General features: G+C 55.0%; 14 protein-coding genes. 4 read left to right on the top strand and 10 right to left on the bottom strand.

Translation table 11 applies throughout. The features are described 5' to 3' along the window. Positions 1-54: 54 nt before the first annotated feature. The 6 genes from ACXI0A_RS18600 to ACXI0A_RS18575 form a co-directional block, all read right to left on the bottom strand. Positions 55-918, bottom strand: coding sequence for a ketose-bisphosphate aldolase (locus ACXI0A_RS18600; protein WP_200576816.1), 864 nt, complete (start codon positions 916-918; stop codon positions 55-57). A gap of 358 nt (positions 919-1,276) precedes the next feature. After that, complete coding sequence (locus tag ACXI0A_RS18595; RefSeq protein WP_476150933.1) at positions 1,277-2,128, bottom strand: class II fructose-bisphosphate aldolase; 852 nt, start codon at positions 2,126-2,128, stop codon at positions 1,277-1,279. A 9-nt stretch (positions 2,129-2,137) separates the two neighbouring features. After that, positions 2,138-3,229 (bottom strand): PTS fructose transporter subunit IIC, encoded by a 1,092-nt coding sequence (locus ACXI0A_RS18590; RefSeq protein WP_224933894.1) that lies wholly within the window; start codon positions 3,227-3,229, stop codon positions 2,138-2,140. 11 nt (positions 3,230-3,240) lie between these two features. Further along, positions 3,241-3,555 (bottom strand): PTS fructose transporter subunit IIB, encoded by a 315-nt coding sequence (locus ACXI0A_RS18585; protein WP_034828411.1) that lies wholly within the window; start codon positions 3,553-3,555, stop codon positions 3,241-3,243. 24 nt (positions 3,556-3,579) lie between these two features. Further along, on the bottom strand, positions 3,580-4,050 hold the full coding sequence (locus ACXI0A_RS18580) for a PTS sugar transporter subunit IIA (RefSeq protein ID WP_100703384.1): 471 nt from the start codon (positions 4,048-4,050) through the stop codon (positions 3,580-3,582). Positions 4,051-4,068: 18 nt separating this feature from the next. Then, a complete protein-coding gene (locus ACXI0A_RS18575; RefSeq protein ID WP_476150936.1) occupies positions 4,069-5,631 on the bottom strand; it encodes a PRD domain-containing protein in 1,563 nt (520 codons plus the stop codon). A 411-nt stretch (positions 5,632-6,042) separates the two neighbouring features. Between ACXI0A_RS18575 and parC the strand changes: the two genes are divergently transcribed. From parC to ftsP, 3 genes are all read left to right on the top strand, one after another. Beyond that, positions 6,043-8,316 carry a DNA topoisomerase IV subunit A gene (parC, locus tag ACXI0A_RS18570; RefSeq protein WP_224933892.1) on the top strand — a complete coding sequence of 758 codons (2,274 nt, stop codon included), beginning with the start codon at positions 6,043-6,045 and terminating at the stop codon, positions 8,314-8,316. 38 nt (positions 8,317-8,354) lie between these two features. Beyond that, the gene (locus tag ACXI0A_RS18565; protein ID WP_224933891.1) at positions 8,355-9,092 is read left to right on the top strand and encodes a 1-acylglycerol-3-phosphate O-acyltransferase; all 738 of its coding nucleotides are present in this window, start codon (positions 8,355-8,357) and stop codon (positions 9,090-9,092) included. A gap of 110 nt (positions 9,093-9,202) precedes the next feature. Continuing rightward, positions 9,203-10,630, top strand: coding sequence for a cell division protein FtsP (gene ftsP, locus ACXI0A_RS18560; RefSeq protein WP_224933890.1), 1,428 nt, complete (start codon positions 9,203-9,205; stop codon positions 10,628-10,630). A 159-nt stretch (positions 10,631-10,789) separates the two neighbouring features. Here ftsP and dkgA read toward each other — a convergent pair whose 3' ends face one another. Next, a complete protein-coding gene (gene dkgA / locus ACXI0A_RS18555) occupies positions 10,790-11,617 on the bottom strand; it encodes a 2,5-didehydrogluconate reductase DkgA (protein ID WP_476150939.1) in 828 nt (275 codons plus the stop codon). 206 nt (positions 11,618-11,823) lie between these two features. Between dkgA and ACXI0A_RS18550 the strand changes: the two genes are divergently transcribed. Beyond that, positions 11,824-12,735, top strand: coding sequence for an AraC family transcriptional regulator (locus ACXI0A_RS18550; protein ID WP_224933889.1), 912 nt, complete (start codon positions 11,824-11,826; stop codon positions 12,733-12,735). On the opposite strand, the gene ACXI0A_RS18545 is transcribed toward ACXI0A_RS18550, so the two are convergent. The 3 genes from ACXI0A_RS18545 to ACXI0A_RS18535 form a co-directional block, all read right to left on the bottom strand. Beyond that, positions 12,736-13,395 (bottom strand): DedA family protein, encoded by a 660-nt coding sequence (locus tag ACXI0A_RS18545; RefSeq protein ID WP_224933888.1) that lies wholly within the window; start codon positions 13,393-13,395, stop codon positions 12,736-12,738. Positions 13,396-13,500: 105 nt separating this feature from the next. Further along, positions 13,501-14,691 carry a cystathionine beta-lyase gene (gene metC, locus ACXI0A_RS18540; RefSeq protein ID WP_224933887.1) on the bottom strand — a complete coding sequence of 397 codons (1,191 nt, stop codon included), beginning with the start codon at positions 14,689-14,691 and terminating at the stop codon, positions 13,501-13,503. Positions 14,692-14,824: 133 nt separating this feature from the next. Further along, entirely contained in the window at positions 14,825-16,111 is a 1,287-nt protein-coding gene (locus ACXI0A_RS18535) for a TRAP transporter large permease subunit (protein ID WP_476150942.1), read from the bottom strand. Positions 16,112-16,125 lie beyond the last annotated feature (14 nt).

Here is a 16,125-nt window from a genome sequence, read left to right as displayed (position 1 = left end):
GCGGCGCGGTTTACTGCGTGGCTTAAAAGGGGCAACGTGGCCCCATGCCGGCACTCAACGATACAAACTCGCTTTACCCAATCCACCAAACAGATTCATCTTGTAGCGAATCACCGCTTTGGCGGCGGTAATGGCTTCCGGGTAAATCACGTTAGGATCCCACCAGGTTTCACGTGCCAGAATCTCACGCAGTTTGGCGAAGTAGGCGTACTTCATGTCGCTGGAAATATTGATTTTGCCCACGCCCAGCGTCACCGCTTCGGCGATTTCTGTATCCGGGTTGGCTGAACCACCATGTAGCACCAAAGGAATGGTGGTGCGCTGAGCAATGTCTCTCAGGATGTGCATCTGCAGTTCCGGTTTCATATCTTTTGGATAGATGCCGTGCGCGGTGCCAATCGCCACTGCCAGGGTATCGACGCCGGTGCGCTGGATAAAATCTTCCGCCTGCGCCGGTTCGGTATAGATCACCTTGCTGACGCCGCCTTCCACGGTGGTGCCGGTATCACCGATGGTGCCGAGTTCGCCTTCCACTGAGACGCCCACTGAATGCGCCAGTTTCACCACTTCTTTGGTCAGTGCCACGTTCTCTTCATACGGCAGTAGCGATCCATCGATCATCACCGACGTAAATCCACACTGAATGGCGCGCAGTACCTGCGCAATCGATGCGCCGTGGTCGAGGTGAATGGTGAAGGGCACTTTGCTCTTCAGCGTGCGTTCCCGCACATAGCCAAAGAACTCATCGGTGACGAACTCCAGTTCACTCGGGTGAATCGAGATGATCGCCGGGGTGTTGGTGGCTTCGGCTTCCTCCACCACGGCACGGATAAAGCAGCTGTCTGCTACGTTAAATGCGCCGATGGCGTAACGGTGTTCACGAGTCGGTGCCAACATCTCTTTCATTGAAATCAACATGTTAATATTTCCTCAACGTGAGTTTTACCAGAGCCGACGTGTGCGCCGACCCGATGATGGATTTAAGGGAAATGCATTAAATACCGATTACCTGCGCGCCCTTACCGGTGCGCATAAATGCGATGAATCACGTGCGTCGATTTAAACGGTGCGCATAAATGCGATTAATTTCGTGCGTCCATTTAAACGGTGCGCATAAATGCGATTAATTTAGTGCGTCCATTTAAACGGTGCGCATAAATGCGATTAATTTAGTGCGTCCATTTAAACGGTGCGCATAAATGCGCACCCTACAGGGGGGGCGGTTGCACCTTACCTTGTAGGGTCGCCATTTATGGCGACTTGATGCGTTCGCGCATTACGCTTTGCCAGCCGATCCCGACCAGCTCAGATACTCAATCACCACCTCGCGGCAGGCGGATTCCATCAGCCCCAGCAAATCGGCAAGCTCTGCGTGCGGATGCTGTTTCAGTGCCTGCTCCACTGCATTCTTCCCGGCATCAAACACCGCGGCGCCGACGTTAATCTTGGCCACGCCGTACTGGCTGACGCGGCGGATATCCTCGGCGGGTGTGCCTGAACCCCCATGCAGCGCCAGTGGGCGGGTTGAAACCGCATGCAGTTCCTGCAAACGCTGGAAATCGATCTTCGGCTTCACGCCCGCTGGATAAAGTCCGTGCGCGGTGCCCACCGAAATCGCCAGTAAATCGATATCGGTTTGCTCGATAAACGGCAGTACATCTGCAACCTGCGTCATCTTCACGGAGGCATCGGCTAACTCGTAGGTCGGCGCATCGGCGATATGCCCCAGCTCGCCTTCAACGCAAACGCCAGCGGTGTGCGCCATTTTCACCACCGCTGCGGTCTGGCGAATGTTCTCGGCCAGCGGATCGGCGGAAGCATCGATCATCAACCCGGTGAACCCGGCGCGGAATGCCTGACCAATTAGCGGAAAGGCCTTGCCGTGATCCAGCGCCAGCGCAACCGGCACGATGGCGTCTTTCGCCAGCGCCTGCACCAGCGGCACGGCCACAGCAGGAGGGAAGTGCTGGCTGTGACCCTGATAGACGTTGAGGATCAGCGGGGCGCGCTGTTGTTCGGCGGCCTGAATAGCCGCCCGCGCGGTTTCAAGGTTGAAGCAGTTAATCGCCAGCACGGCATACTGCTGCTTAGCGGCGGCCTGAATCAGGTCGTTCATCATGGCAAACATGGTGGCTCCTTATTCCAGTGTGAATTTGATCTCTTCGTCGCGGACGCCGGGGGCTTCCACGTCATCGAACTCTTCATCTGCCTGCGTCACCGGTTTTTTCATCAGCGACAGCATCACGCCGCACACCACGGTGCCGATACCCAGCGCCAGACAGAACATCAGCGGTTTGGTGAACAGCGGCACTACAAACATCCCGCCGTGTGGCACCGGTGCTTCGACGCCCCACACCATAATCAGCCCACCGGCGATGGCTGAAGCCACCACGCAGCTGCCGACCACGCGCAGCAGGTCACGCGCCGCAATCGGAATCACCCCTTCGGTGATCATGCAGATCCCCATCGGGAACGCAGCTTTCAGCGCCTCTTTCTCTGCTTTGGTGTACTTATGGCGCGTCAGCAGATAAGACAGCGTGATGCCGAACGGCGGGATCATCGATCCGACAAACTTCACCGCTTCCGGGCCGTAAATCCCGTCGACCAGCATGCCGTCAGCGAACAGCGACATGGTCTTGTTGACGGGGCCACCGAAGTCAAAAGTCGCCATCGCGCCTAGCACCGCACCCAGCACAAACTTAGAACCGCCCTGCATCGACTCCAGCAGGTGAATCAGCGCCTTCTGCAGCCAGATAATCGGCTGACCGATGAAGGTCATCATCAGCAACCCGGCAATGATGGTGCTCAATACAGGCAGCACCATAATCGGCATCAAACCCTGCATCGACTGCGGCAGCTTAATGGTGCGGCGCAGCAGCAGCACCGTGTAGCCCACCAGGAAGCCGCCGAGCATGCCGCCGATAAAACCGGTGCCGATCTGGCCGCAGATAAAGCCGATGATCAAACCGGGCGCAAAGCCGGGACGATCAGCGATGGAGTAGGCGATGGCCGCACTGATCAGCGGCACGATCAGCCCCATACCCCAACCGCCGATCTGATTCAGCATCCAGGCGATGGTGCCGGGGTGCTTACCAACATCTGGCCCACCGATCACCTGGCCGAGCGCGATACAGATCCCGGCGGCGACGATCAGCGGGATCATCCAGGAGATCCCGGTGAGCAAGTGACCTTTGATCTCCTGCCCGTACTGACGTTTGTTTTCGTTCATGGTGGATCTCCTCAGGCACGCGCCAGTGAATCCGCCACTTTTTCGAGGAATTTAACCGGTGACTTGATCACCACTTCGGTTTTCACTCGCACGATGGGTTTGCCCTGAAAGCGCTCTTCGCCGTTGATCTTCACGTCGATGGCAAGGATCACCACGTCAGCGGCCGCGATATCTTCACGCGTGAGCGCCGTTTCGGTGCCAATGGTGCCTTGCGTTTCGACGTGGATGGTGTGGCCCAGTGCATGAGCGCCTTTGATCAGTTTTTCACGCGCAATATAGGTATGCGCGATGCCTGCCGTGCAGGCCGCTACACAGACGATATTCATTTTTCACCTCAAGGAGTTAGGGTATTAACAGAGGTCGGTTTCGGCGTACTGGCTAAACAGCCGGATGATATTGCTGGGGTCGTTTTCCACCAGCAGTTGGGCTATCACCTCATCATCGGCCAGCGCGCTGGCCACCTGCGACAACAGGCGAATATGGGTGGTGTTCTGATCTTCCAGTCGCACCGCGAACAGGATGATGCAGCGCACCTGGCTGCCATCGAGCGTTTCCCAGGGGATATCCTGTTGGGTACGACCGATGGCGAGTGTGGTGTGTTGGACGGCGGCTGATTTGCCGTGCGGGATGGCTACGTGGTTTTCGAAACCCGTCGAACCTTCAGCTTCACGCAGCCAGACGTCTTCAATAAACGCCTCACGATCGGTGATGGCGCCGTCCTGATACAGCAGATCGGTGAGCTGGTGAATCACCTCTTCTTTGGTGGTGGCAGTCAGTGCCAGGTTAACGCGGCGTGGCGTCAGAATGCGGGAAATATCCATGGGTTTTACCTCATTCAATTAATGTTCAGCCAACGCGCAGTGCGCGCCGTCCGGCAGCTGGCTGCCAATCATGGCGTCAGTGACCCGCCGGATATCGTCATCGTTAAAAAATGCACTCACATACACTGCCGGAATAGGCCCGGCGTTGAGATGGATAGTGGTGATCACTAAATCCACGGTCTGGTTCTGACAAAACGCGGCGTGATTGCTGGCGGAGACCACACCGGCAATTTCCCAGTCAGGGAACGCCCGCAAGATACGACTCTTCAGCAGATGCGAAGTCCCCACGCCGCTGGAACACACCACCAGAATGCGTTTATGGGCAATTTGCCGCTCCAGCGCCGCCTGGAAATGCACGCAGAGATAACCAATTTCGTCGTCAGCCACCGGCGATAGCCCATAAGTGTGAGCGGTTAATTGCATCGCCTGCTGCGTTAAGGAAAATATCCCCTTCATTTCCTGCTGAATATCCTCCAGCAGGGGATTGCGAATATGAATGTGATATTTGAGTCGATTTAATAATGGCTTTATATGCACCAATAAACCGTCGAATAATAATCGGTCCTGCGCTAAGTCCTGCTGAATAAAAGCCGAAAAACGATCGATTAATTCACAGGTTATTTTTACGGACTCTGCGGTGGAAAATTGATTGTGCATCGGCGCATTATCGCCACGTTCTTCCACCACAATGCCGGACGAGACAATATATTGATAAATAAAACCGACTTCATCAGCGGGAAGGGCACAACACATCCGCTGCTCGATTTGCACCACCATCTGTTGCGCGATAAGCAAAATACGCTGATCGAGATCCTGAACCGTGGTGAGTGTTTCCAGTGCCAGCGCATTGCCCTGCGCCATACGGTGCATCATGATCAGAATATGAGTACAGAGATTCAGATACCAGGCATCGCCTAACGGGTAACTGAGTTGCTGCTCCATCTGTTGCAGCAGCGCCTGCACAAAAGCCACATCCTCATCGCCAAAATAATGCACCAGCGCCTGCTGGCTACCGGGATCGAGGCGCGGCAACAGCGGCGTGCCAGCGACGTTTTGCTGCATCACGTCATTGATCAGTGAGACCATTGCCTGGCGCAGTGTCTGCTCATTGCCTTCAATGTGTGTACCGCCCGGCCCGCGTTGCAGCGTCAAACCCAACGGCTGCAGCCACTCTTCAATCACTTTCAGGTCGTTCACTATCGAGGCGTGACTAATAAAATAGCGCTCTGACAGTTTGCTGATTGAGGTCACCCGCGGTGCATCGCTCAGTAGCTGCGACGCAATCTTCACCCGACGGCTGTTTTGCCCCAGCGCATCGGCACTGCTTTCATCGCCGTTGAGCTGCTGTTCCAGTTGTAACCGCTGCTGGATATCATCAACCCGTAAGCGCACACCGCGTCCTGGAGTCTTCTCCAGCGTCAGTGACCAGCTGCCGAGCCAGCTTTCCAGCCATTGTAAATCGCGTTGAATGGTCTTTTCTGATACGCCCAGCTGTAAGGCTAATTCTCTGATCGGCTGCGGTGCAGCATGTTGCAACAGCAGTTTGACTAAACGGTGTTGTCGCGAAGTCAGTATTTGCATTCGGTCACCCTTTATTTTGGCAAAGCGTTTTTAAGATTATTTCCTCGTTATCTATTTCTTCATGCCAGAAATCAGGAGCGCAATATTTGTGTCTTATGGAGTATGAATTTAGAAAAGGACGGCGTAAGCAACAATACTAAATGTTGTCCATGATTACGGACAGCTTTAATACACCTGAAATCATTAATAATTAATTGCGATCCTGCTCACATATTAATCGCTATATTCATTGTGATGCTGATCTCATTCCTTTTTAATTTCCTGACCAATATCACGTTATTTAACGCAATACGATTCTGGTGGTGGCCATTGGCTTCCCTGTGACTAACTCGCACGAATAAGGTACTATCCTCGCCAAATGAGCGCCGGATGCCCCGCCGTTGCGGGCCACGAAGTGAGGATGCGAGCTTAATGAGCGAATTGACGCAGGATGGTGCAGAGCGTCTTGCCCTGCACAAATTTACGGAAAACGCGTACCTGAACTACTCCATGTACGTGATCATGGACCGCGCACTGCCGTATATCGGCGATGGCCTCAAGCCGGTGCAGCGCCGTATTGTGTATGCGATGTCGGAATTGGGCCTCAATGCCAGCGCCAAATTCAAAAAATCCGCGCGTACCGTCGGTGACGTATTAGGTAAATACCATCCGCACGGCGACAGCGCCTGCTACGAAGCGATGGTGTTAATGGCGCAGCCGTTCTCCTATCGCTATCCGCTGGTGGATGGTCAGGGCAACTGGGGTGCACCGGATGATCCCAAATCCTTCGCCGCGATGCGTTACACCGAGTCACGCCTCTCCAAATATGCCGAGATTTTGCTGGGCGAGTTGGGACAAGGCACGGTCGATTACATCCCGAACTTTGACGGCACCATGCAGGAGCCGAAGATGTTGCCGGCACGCCTGCCGAACATCCTGCTGAATGGCACCACCGGTATTGCCGTGGGCATGGCCACCGATATCCCACCGCATAACCTGCGTGAAGTCGCGGAAGCGGCGGTGAAGCTGATCGACAAACCCGATACCACGCTGGATGAGTTGCTGGATATTGTGCAGGGGCCGGATTATCCGACCGAAGCCGAGATCATCACGCCACGCAGCGAGATCCGCAAAATCTACCAAAGCGGGCGCGGTTCGATCCGTCAGCGCGCGGTGTGGAAGAAAGAAGATGGCGATGTGGTGATCACCGCGCTGCCGCACCAGGTTTCCGGTGCACGCGTGCTGGAGCAGATCGCCAACCAGATGCGCAATAAAAAGCTGCCGATGGTGGAGGATCTGCGTGATGAATCCAACCATGAGAACCCAACGCGTCTGGTGATTGTGCCGCGTTCTAATCGTGTGGATGTGGAGCAGGTGATGAATCATCTGTTCGCCACCACCGATCTGGAGAAGAGCTATCGCGTTAACCTGAATATGATCGGGCTGGATAACCGTCCGGCGGTGAAAAACCTGCTGGAGATCCTGTCTGAATGGCTGGTGTACCGTCGCGATACCGTGACGCGCCGCCTGAACTATCGCTTAGATCGCGTGCTGCGCCGCCTGCATATCCTCGAAGGTTTGCTGGTGGCGTTCCTCAATATTGATGAAGTGATTCACATCATCCGTACCGAGGACGAACCCAAGCAGGTGCTGATGTCGCGCTTTGAACTCAGCGACACGCAAGCCGAATCCATTCTGGAACTGAAACTGCGCCATCTCGCCAAACTGGAAGAGATGAAGATTCGCGGTGAGCAGGCGGAGTTGGAGAAAGAGCGCGATCAGCTGCAGGCGATTCTGGCGTCCGAGCGCAAGATGAGCAACCTGCTGAAGAAAGAGCTGTTAGCCGATAGCCAGACGTACGGTGACGCTCGCCGTTCACCGCTGCATGAGCGCGAAGAAGCCAAAGCATTGAGCGAAACCGAGCTGGTGAGTGCCGAGCCGGTCACCATTGTGCTGTCGCAGATGGGTTGGGTGCGCAGTGCCAAAGGGCACGATATCGATCCTACCGGGCTCAGCTATAAAGCCGGTGACAGCTACCTCGCCGCCGCACGTGGCAAGAGCAATCAGCCAGTGGCCTTTATCGACTCCACCGGCCGCAGCTATACGCTGGACCCGACCTCGTTGCCATCGGCGCGCGGGCAGGGCGAGCCGCTGACCGGCAAGCTGACGCCACCGCCAGGTGCTGCGTTTGAACAGGTATTGATGGAAGCGGACGATCAAAAACTGCTGATGGCCTCCGATGCCGGTTACGGCTTTATCTGCACCTTTGCCGATCTGATTTCGCGCAACCGTGCCGGTAAAGCGCTGCTGACGCTGCCAGAGAATGCCAAAGTGATGACGCCAATGGCGGTGCACTCCGGTGATGACATGCTGCTGGCGATCACCCAAGCCGGCCGCATGTTGATGTTCCCGGTGAGCGATCTGCCACAGATGTCGAAAGGCAAAGGCAATAAAATCATCTCTATCCCATCAGCGGATGCTGCCGCTGGCGTGGACAAACTGCAATGGTTGTTAATCTTGCCGCCGGGCAGTTCACTCACTCTTTACGTCGGCAAGCGTAAGCTGATTATGCGCGATGAAGACCTGCAAAAAGTGCGTGCCGATCGTGGCCGCCGTGGCAGTGTGTCACGCGGATTACAGCGTATTGATAGCGTGGAAGTGAATGCGCCAGCGCGCCCGAAAAGTGACGCGAGTAGCGAAGAATAAGACTGAACAGGCAATGGATTGCCCAACTTGAGGAAGCTATGTTACTAATTTTACGCACGATTATTGTCATCATTTATTCGATTTTAGTGTGCATCTTCGGCAGTATCTGGTGTTTGTTCTCACCGCGTAACCCGCGTCATGTGGCGACATTCGGCCATATGTTAGGTCGCCTGTCGACGGTGTTTGGTGTCAAAGTTGAGCTGCGCAAACCCGCTGATGCCGGGAGCTATGGTAATGCGATTTACATCGCTAACCATCAGAACAACTACGACATGATCACGGCGGCCAAGATCGTGCAGCCGACCACCGTGACCGTCGGTAAAAAGAGCCTGTTGTGGATCCCGTTCTTCGGTCAACTCTACTGGCTGACCGGTAACCTGCTGATTGATCGAGACAACCGCGCCAAAGCGCACGGCACCATCGGTGAATTGGTCGGGCAGTTTAATAAAAAGCGCATCTCTTTCTGGATGTTCCCGGAAGGAACGCGCAGCCGTGGACGTGGTTTGCTGCCCTTCAAAACCGGCGCCTTCCATGCGGCTGTGGCTGCAGGCGTGCCGATCATCCCGATTGTGGTCTCGAACACCCATGACAAAATCAAACTGAACCGCTGGAACAACGGCCTGGTGATAGTTGAAATGCTGCCTCCGGTCGACACTAAGCAGTTTGAAAGCACCTCGGTGCGCAAGTTAGCCACCCACTGCCGCGAATTAATGTCTGCTAAGCTGGAAGAATTGAACGCCGAAGTCGCCGAACGCGAAAAAAGCGGTAAACTCTAGCCATCCACGGGGCAGAGATTCTGCCCCGTGCTCATCACAGCAAAAAACTCACTAACAAAAACAACATGGACACGGCGTCCTCACGCCACGCTCAAAAGGTCTGAAGTTTTATGTCTTGCAGCAGACGTCAGTTTATTCAGCTTTCCGCCGGTGTTGCGCTGGCTTCCAGTAGCATGCCTTATGCCGCCTACGCTGCGGCCCCGATGGGCGATGTGCCCCTGCCGATCCCACCATTGATTGAGTCTCGTCGTGGTCAGCCGTTGTTTCTGACGCTGCAACGCAGCCATTGGTCATTCAGCGGCAACAGCAATAAAGTGCCGGTTTGGGGCATTAATGGCATGTACCTCGGACCCACGGTACGCGTTTACAGCGGCGATGACGTGAAGATGATCTACAGTAACCGCCTCAACGAGCCAGTAGCGATGACCGTTAGCGGCTTGCAGGTGCCAGGTGCCTTAATGGGTGGCGCGCCGCGTCTGATGTCGGCGGGCGTTGACTGGGCGCCGGTGTTGCCGATTCGCCAGGGCGCTTCCACATTGTGGTATCACGCCAATACCCCGAATCGTATGGCACCGCACGTCTATAACGGTCTGGCAGGCATGTGGTTGATTGAGGATGAGGTCAGTAAAGCCTTACCGCTGCCTAAGCACTATGGCGTCGATGACTTCCCGTTGATTATTCAGGACAAGCGCCTCGATAACTTTGCTACGCCGGTTTATAACCCACCTTCCGATGGCGGTTTCCTCGGCGACACCTTGCTGGTGAATGGCGTGCAAAACCCGTATATCGAGGTTTCTCGTGGCTGGGTGCGTTTACGTTTATTAAACGCATCAAACGCGCGTCGTTTTGATTTAAATTTCTCTGATAATCGCCCGTTTACCGTGATTGCCAGCGACCAGGGTTTTCTGGCTGCGCCGGTTGCGGTGCAAACGCTGTCGCTGGCACCCGGTGAACGCCGCGAAGTGCTGGTGGATATGTCGCAGGGCGATGAAGTCTCGATTACCGCCGGCACTGCGGCGGGGCTGATGGATCGCCTGCGCGGTCTGTTTGAGCCTTCCTCGATTCTCGCCAACACGCTGGTGCTGAGTCTGCGTCCGACCGGCTTACTGCCGCTGGTCACTGACAATCTGCCGATGCGTCTGCTGGCCGATCAGATTCTGGATGGCGTGGCGGTGCGCACCCGCGAATTCCGCATTGGCGACAGCGTGCCGGGCATCAATGGCGCACTGTGGGACATGAGCCGCATCGATACGACGGTGCAGCAGGGCACGTTTGAACGCTGGATTATTCACGCCGATCGTCCACAGTCGCTGCATATTCAGGGCGTGATGTTCCTGATTAAGAACGTCAATGGCGCGCAGCCGATGGGTGAAGATCGCGGCTGGAAAGATACGGTGTGGGTGGATGGTGATGTGGAGCTGCTGGTGAGTTTCCCGCAGAGTTCGTCGGATCACTTCCCGTTTATGTACTACAGCCAGACACTGGAGTTAGCCGACCGCGGCACGGCAGGGCAGTTACAGGTCAATCCAGTCCCTTAAGAAAAAAAGGTGCGCGGCGATGCGCACCTTACAAGAGATCGTCAAATTGTCAGGTCGTCATTCGTTAAAGGCGACTGGCACATGACCCCACAGTCATTATCACGCCAATGTTGGCGAGCACGCGTGAGCTGTACCCGCAGGCGGTTAAACTGTGCCGAATCAACCGTTAAACTTCTCCGGATCCGGCCCCAAACGATTTCCCTTATCCAGCTTAGTAATCTCGCTGATCTCGGTTTTTTCCAGCCTGAAGTCAAACACCTGGAAGTTCTCACGAATGCGTTCCGGGGTGACAGATTTTGGAATCACCACCAGTCCGCTATCCAGATGCCAGCGAATCACAATTTGCGCCGGCGTTTTGCCATACTTCTTCGCCAGTTCGCGGATGATTTCCTGATCGAATACCCCTTTACCGCCTTGTGCCAGTGGGCTCCAGGATTCGGTTTGAATCTGATGCAGCGCATTCCACGCATGCAGTGTGCGCTGTTGCAGCATCGGATGCAGCTCAATCTGGTTCACTACCGGTGACACGCCAGTCTCATCGATCAGACGTTTGAGGTGCGCTTCATGGAAGTTACAAACGCCGATGCTCTTGGTTAAGCCCTGCTGCTGCAGCTCAATCATCTTCTTCCAGGCTTCAACGTAGTGATCTTTCTCCGGGCACGGCCAGTGCATCAGATAGAGATCGACACTCTCCAGTTGCAGCTTCTTCAAACTGGTTTCGATCGCCTGCTGGCTGTTCTGCTGGTCGTCATTCCACAGTTTAGTGGTGATGAAAATGTCCTCGCGTGCGACATCGGTGTCCTGCAGCGCCTGACCGACCGCTTCCTCATTTTTGTAGATGGCGGCGGTATCGATGGAGCGATATCCGACTTTCAATGCTTCCACAATCGCGTTACGGGCATCCTCAATGCTCGCCTGCCACACACCGAGTCCGATCTGCGGCATCATATTGCCGTCGTGCAGTTTGATAATGGGTTGCTCTGCCATTGTTGCTCCTTATCTGTCGCAGTGACTTACCGAAAAAGCGCTGTGGTTAAGTCTAGTCAACAAACTCAACCGCAGGATCATTGTGGCAATCGCATCGCAATTTTACCCTGGTCATTTCTGCCTGAATCTTGCCTGATTCTGCTGAAGGGTGGAGCTTTGAGCAGCATTACGGCACACTGATTTTTTTTGCTGCCTGAGAGAGATGCATGCCGAACGATGCCCTTTGCCGCCAGCTGGCGCAGCGCGTGACCGCGCTAATGAACGATGTGCGTAAGCCGTTGTGCGCCGTGGAAAACGTCAAGCTGATCTACGCCTGTGAAACGCTGCCGCGCACGCCAATGATGTATCAGCCGGGCATCGTGATTCTCTTTCAGGGGCGTAAAACCGGTTATCTCGGCAGCACGGTGTTTCATTACGACGCCACTAAGTATTTGATGCTGACGGTGCCGCTGCCCGTGGAATGCGAAACTGAAGCCACGCTGGAAGAGCCACTGGCGGGCATGTGCCTGAGCGTGGATATTGCCAGCTTGCAAGACCTGTTGATGGATATCGGCGACGACGAGCAATTCCAGCCGCAGTTACACACGTCCGGTATCCATTCGGCGTTTATGAGTGAAGAGATGCTGTGTGCCGCCGAGCGTTTGCTGGATGCGATGAGCCATCCGCGTGATGCGCGCGTACTCGGTCCACAGCTGGTGCGTGAGATTATCTACTATGTGCTCACCGGCCCGATTGGCGGCGCGTTGCTGTCGCTGGTTAACCGTCAGACGCAATTCAGCCAGATTGCGCGCGCCTTGCGCCGTATCGAAAGCCATTTCGCCGAAAGCCTCAGCGTCGATATGCTGGCCGCCGAAGTGAACATGAGCGTTTCGGCGTTCCATCACAACTTCAAAGCCGTGACCCAAACTTCGCCGCTGCAATACCTGAAGCGTTATCGTCTGCATCAGGCGCGGTTGATGATGTTACAGGATGGGATGAAAGCCAGTGCGGCAGCGGTCCGCGTGGGCTATGAGAGTCCTTCGCAGTTTTCGCGGGAGTTTAAACGCTATTTCGGCGTGACGCCGGGAGAGGAAGCCAGCCGCGTGCGCCAAACGTTGCCGTTTGACGCCGCGTCTTAATCAGATTTTCTGGCGACGTTTTTTCCAGATCACCACGATGCTGCCGGTCAGACCGACAAACAGCAACACCATCGGCAGCACCATCAGCACCGCCATCACCTGATCTTCATGGCGCTTGATAAACGGTACCTGGCTGATGCCATACCCCATAGCGACCACAATCCCGACCCACAGTGCGCCGCTCAGCCAGTTGAACAGCTGGAAGCGACCGTTCTGTAAACCTGAAATGCCTGCCATGGTCGGCAGCAGCGTGCGAACGAACGCCAGAAAGCGCCCGACCAGCAGCGCCATCAGACCGTGGCGGTTAAACAGATTCCAGGCGCGCTGATGATATTGCGCCGGCAAATGCATCAACCAGCTTTTCACCAACCGCGTGTTGCCCAGCCATCGGCCCTGCAAATAACTCAGCCAGCAGCCCAGACTGGCGGCGGTGGTCAGAATCACCATGGTGGGCACGAAATCCATCACGCCTTTGGCAATCATGGCACCCGCGAGCAGCAGCAGGCTGTCACCCGGTAGAAAAGAGGCGGGCAACAAACCGTTTTCCAGAAACAGCGTCAAAAACATTACGGCGTAGACAACCCACACGACATCCGGATTGGCCAGCGCGGCAAAATCCTGATGCCAGAGCGCGTGGACAATCTCATGTAAAACACCCATCTGCTATCCCATCGAGTCACAAGGATTCTATTTTAACCATCTGTGGCACCGTAGACGTTGATCTCACCGATGCGGCACGAAATGGTTTAGCTTTTGTTTAGATATTTACTGCTTTAAGCGCGCAAAGCCCGCTTTCAGGTCATTCAGCAGGTCATCGACATGCTCCAGACCAATATGCAAACGCACCAGCGTGCCGTCGAAATCGACGCCGCCCGCCGGGCGAATTTCCGCCAGTTCTTCCGGCTGGTTGGCCAGAATCAAGGATTCATAGCCGCCCCATGAATAGGCCATGCTGAAATGGTGGAAGTGATCGAGGTAATTAGCCAGCTGCTCACGGCTGAGTTTTTCATGCAGGATGAAGGAAAACAGTCCGCTGCTGCCGTTGAAGTCACGCTGCCAGAATTCATGGCCTTTGCTTTGAGCCAGTGCCGGATGATTGACGCGCGCGACTTCCGGTTGTGCCGCCAGCCATTCGGCAACCTGCAAACCGCTTTCTTCATGCTGGCGCAAACGTGTACCCAGCGTGCGCAAGCCGCGACTGGCCATGTACGCCGTATCGGCATCCACCATCTGGCCCATCAAATACGAATTTTCACGCAGCTGCGGCCAGCAACGCTCATTGGCGACGGCCGTGCCAATCATCGCATCGCTGTGACCAATAATGTATTTGGTGCCTGCCTGAATCGAAATATCGATGCCATGCTCCAGCGCGTTAAACAACACGCCTGCGGCCCAGGTATTATCGATCATAATGATCGCGTCGGGCGCTTTCGCGCGCACGGCGGCGACGATGGCGGGAATGTCCTGTACTTCCATGGTGATGGAAGCAGGAGATTCGAGGAACACCACGCGCGTGTTCGGCTGAATCAGCTCACTGATTTCGCTGCCGATGCAGTGATCAAAGAACGTGGTGGAGACATTCAGCTTACTGAGAATTTTGGTACAGAAATCCTGCGTTGGTTCATAGACTGCGCCGCTCACCAGAATGTGATCGCCCGCTTCGACAAAGGAGATAATCGCATTGGATACCGCTGCCGCACCGCACGGATACAGCGCGCAACCCGCGCCGCCTTCCAGTTCGGTCATGGCGTCTTGCAGCGAGAAGTGGGTGAGGGTGCCACGGCGGCCATAAAAAAGCTCGCCCGATGCACGGCCTGCAGTCGCCCGTTTTTTGTCAGCGACCGTGTCAAAAACCAGTGAAGATGCGCGTTGAATGACGCTGTTAACTGAGCCCTGAGTGTAACGTTTGCTTCGTCCCGCGCTAACCAGCGTGGTATCAATTTTATTCGTTGCCATCACTGCCTTTCCTGACACTTACCACAAAACATTCACGTTACCACGAAATACTGCAGTGGGTTGACCCTGATTGCGGATTATCAGAGTCAGTCGATGAATTGATCGGGCAAAAGCGCGTCCCTGCGATTTCGCGTTACATCACACCCATCACATGCGGCAACCACAGCGACAGCGCGGGCACATAAGTGATCAGCATCAGGATGAAAAACAGCGTCACGTAGAAGGGCAGCATGGCTGTGACCACCTGCTCAATTTTCTGCTTACTGACAGCGCTGGCAACGAACAGCACGGTGCCGACCGGCGGGGTGATCAGGCCGATACCGAGGTTCGTCATCATAATCATGCCAAAGTGTACAGGATCGATGCCCAGGCTGGTGGCAACGGGCAGCAAGACGGGGGTCAAAATCAGAATGATAGGCGCCATGTCCATCAAGGTGCCGATCACCAGCAGCAGGACGTTGATGCACATCAGAATCACGTATTTGTTATCAGAGAAGCTGGTGAAGGCATCGGTGATCATGGTCGGCAATTGCATAAAGGTCATCACCGCGCCAAAGCCCGCCGCAAAGGCAATCAACACCATCACAATGGTGACGGTTTTGATGGTACGAAACACCAGGATATGCAGCTGATTCCATTTGAAATCGCGATAGATAAACATCGTGACAAAAAATGCCCACAGGCAGGCAATCGCAGCGGATTCCGAAGCGGTAAAGATGCCGGAAAGTATGCCCCCCAAAATAATGAAGATAGTGAAGAGTCCCCAGAACGCATCGAAGAAAATTTTCACGGCCTGACGCAGTGGAATTACTTCACCTTTGGGATAACCACGTTTTCGTGCGAACGCCAGGCACATCACCATCAGACAGAATCCCAGTAGCAGTCCCGGAATAATGCCTGCGACAAACAAGGAGGATATGGTGACGACGCCACCGGTGGCCAGCGAGTAGATAACGGAGTTATGGCTGGGCGGCGTTAATACCGCCTGCACTGAACCGCTGGCAGTCACGGCAGCGGCGAAATCACGCGGGTAACCTTTCTGTTCCATTTGCGGGATCATGACCGATCCGATCGAGGCGGTATCGGCCACTGACGATCCCGAAATCGCGCCAAAAAATGTCGATGCCACGATGTTCACCAACGACAATCCCCCGCGGATAAAACCGACGAAGATATAGGCAAAGTTCACCAGGCGTCGGGCAATCCCTCCCTCGGCCATGATCGCCCCGGCCAGAATGAAGAATGGAATGGTGAGGAGTGAGAATTTGTTAACGCCGTTGGTGACCTGAATCACCACGGCTTCCAGTGGCAAATCAATCCACCAGGCACCAATAAAGGCGGCAAATCCCACGGCAAAGGCCACTGGAAAGCCGACCAACAGCAGCAACACCAAACTACCTACCAGAATGAAAGCATCCATTTTAGTGCTCCGAA

The organism is Pantoea sp. C1E2 (assembly GCF_056491465.1).
This window is presented reverse-complemented; position numbering and strand designations above follow the sequence as displayed.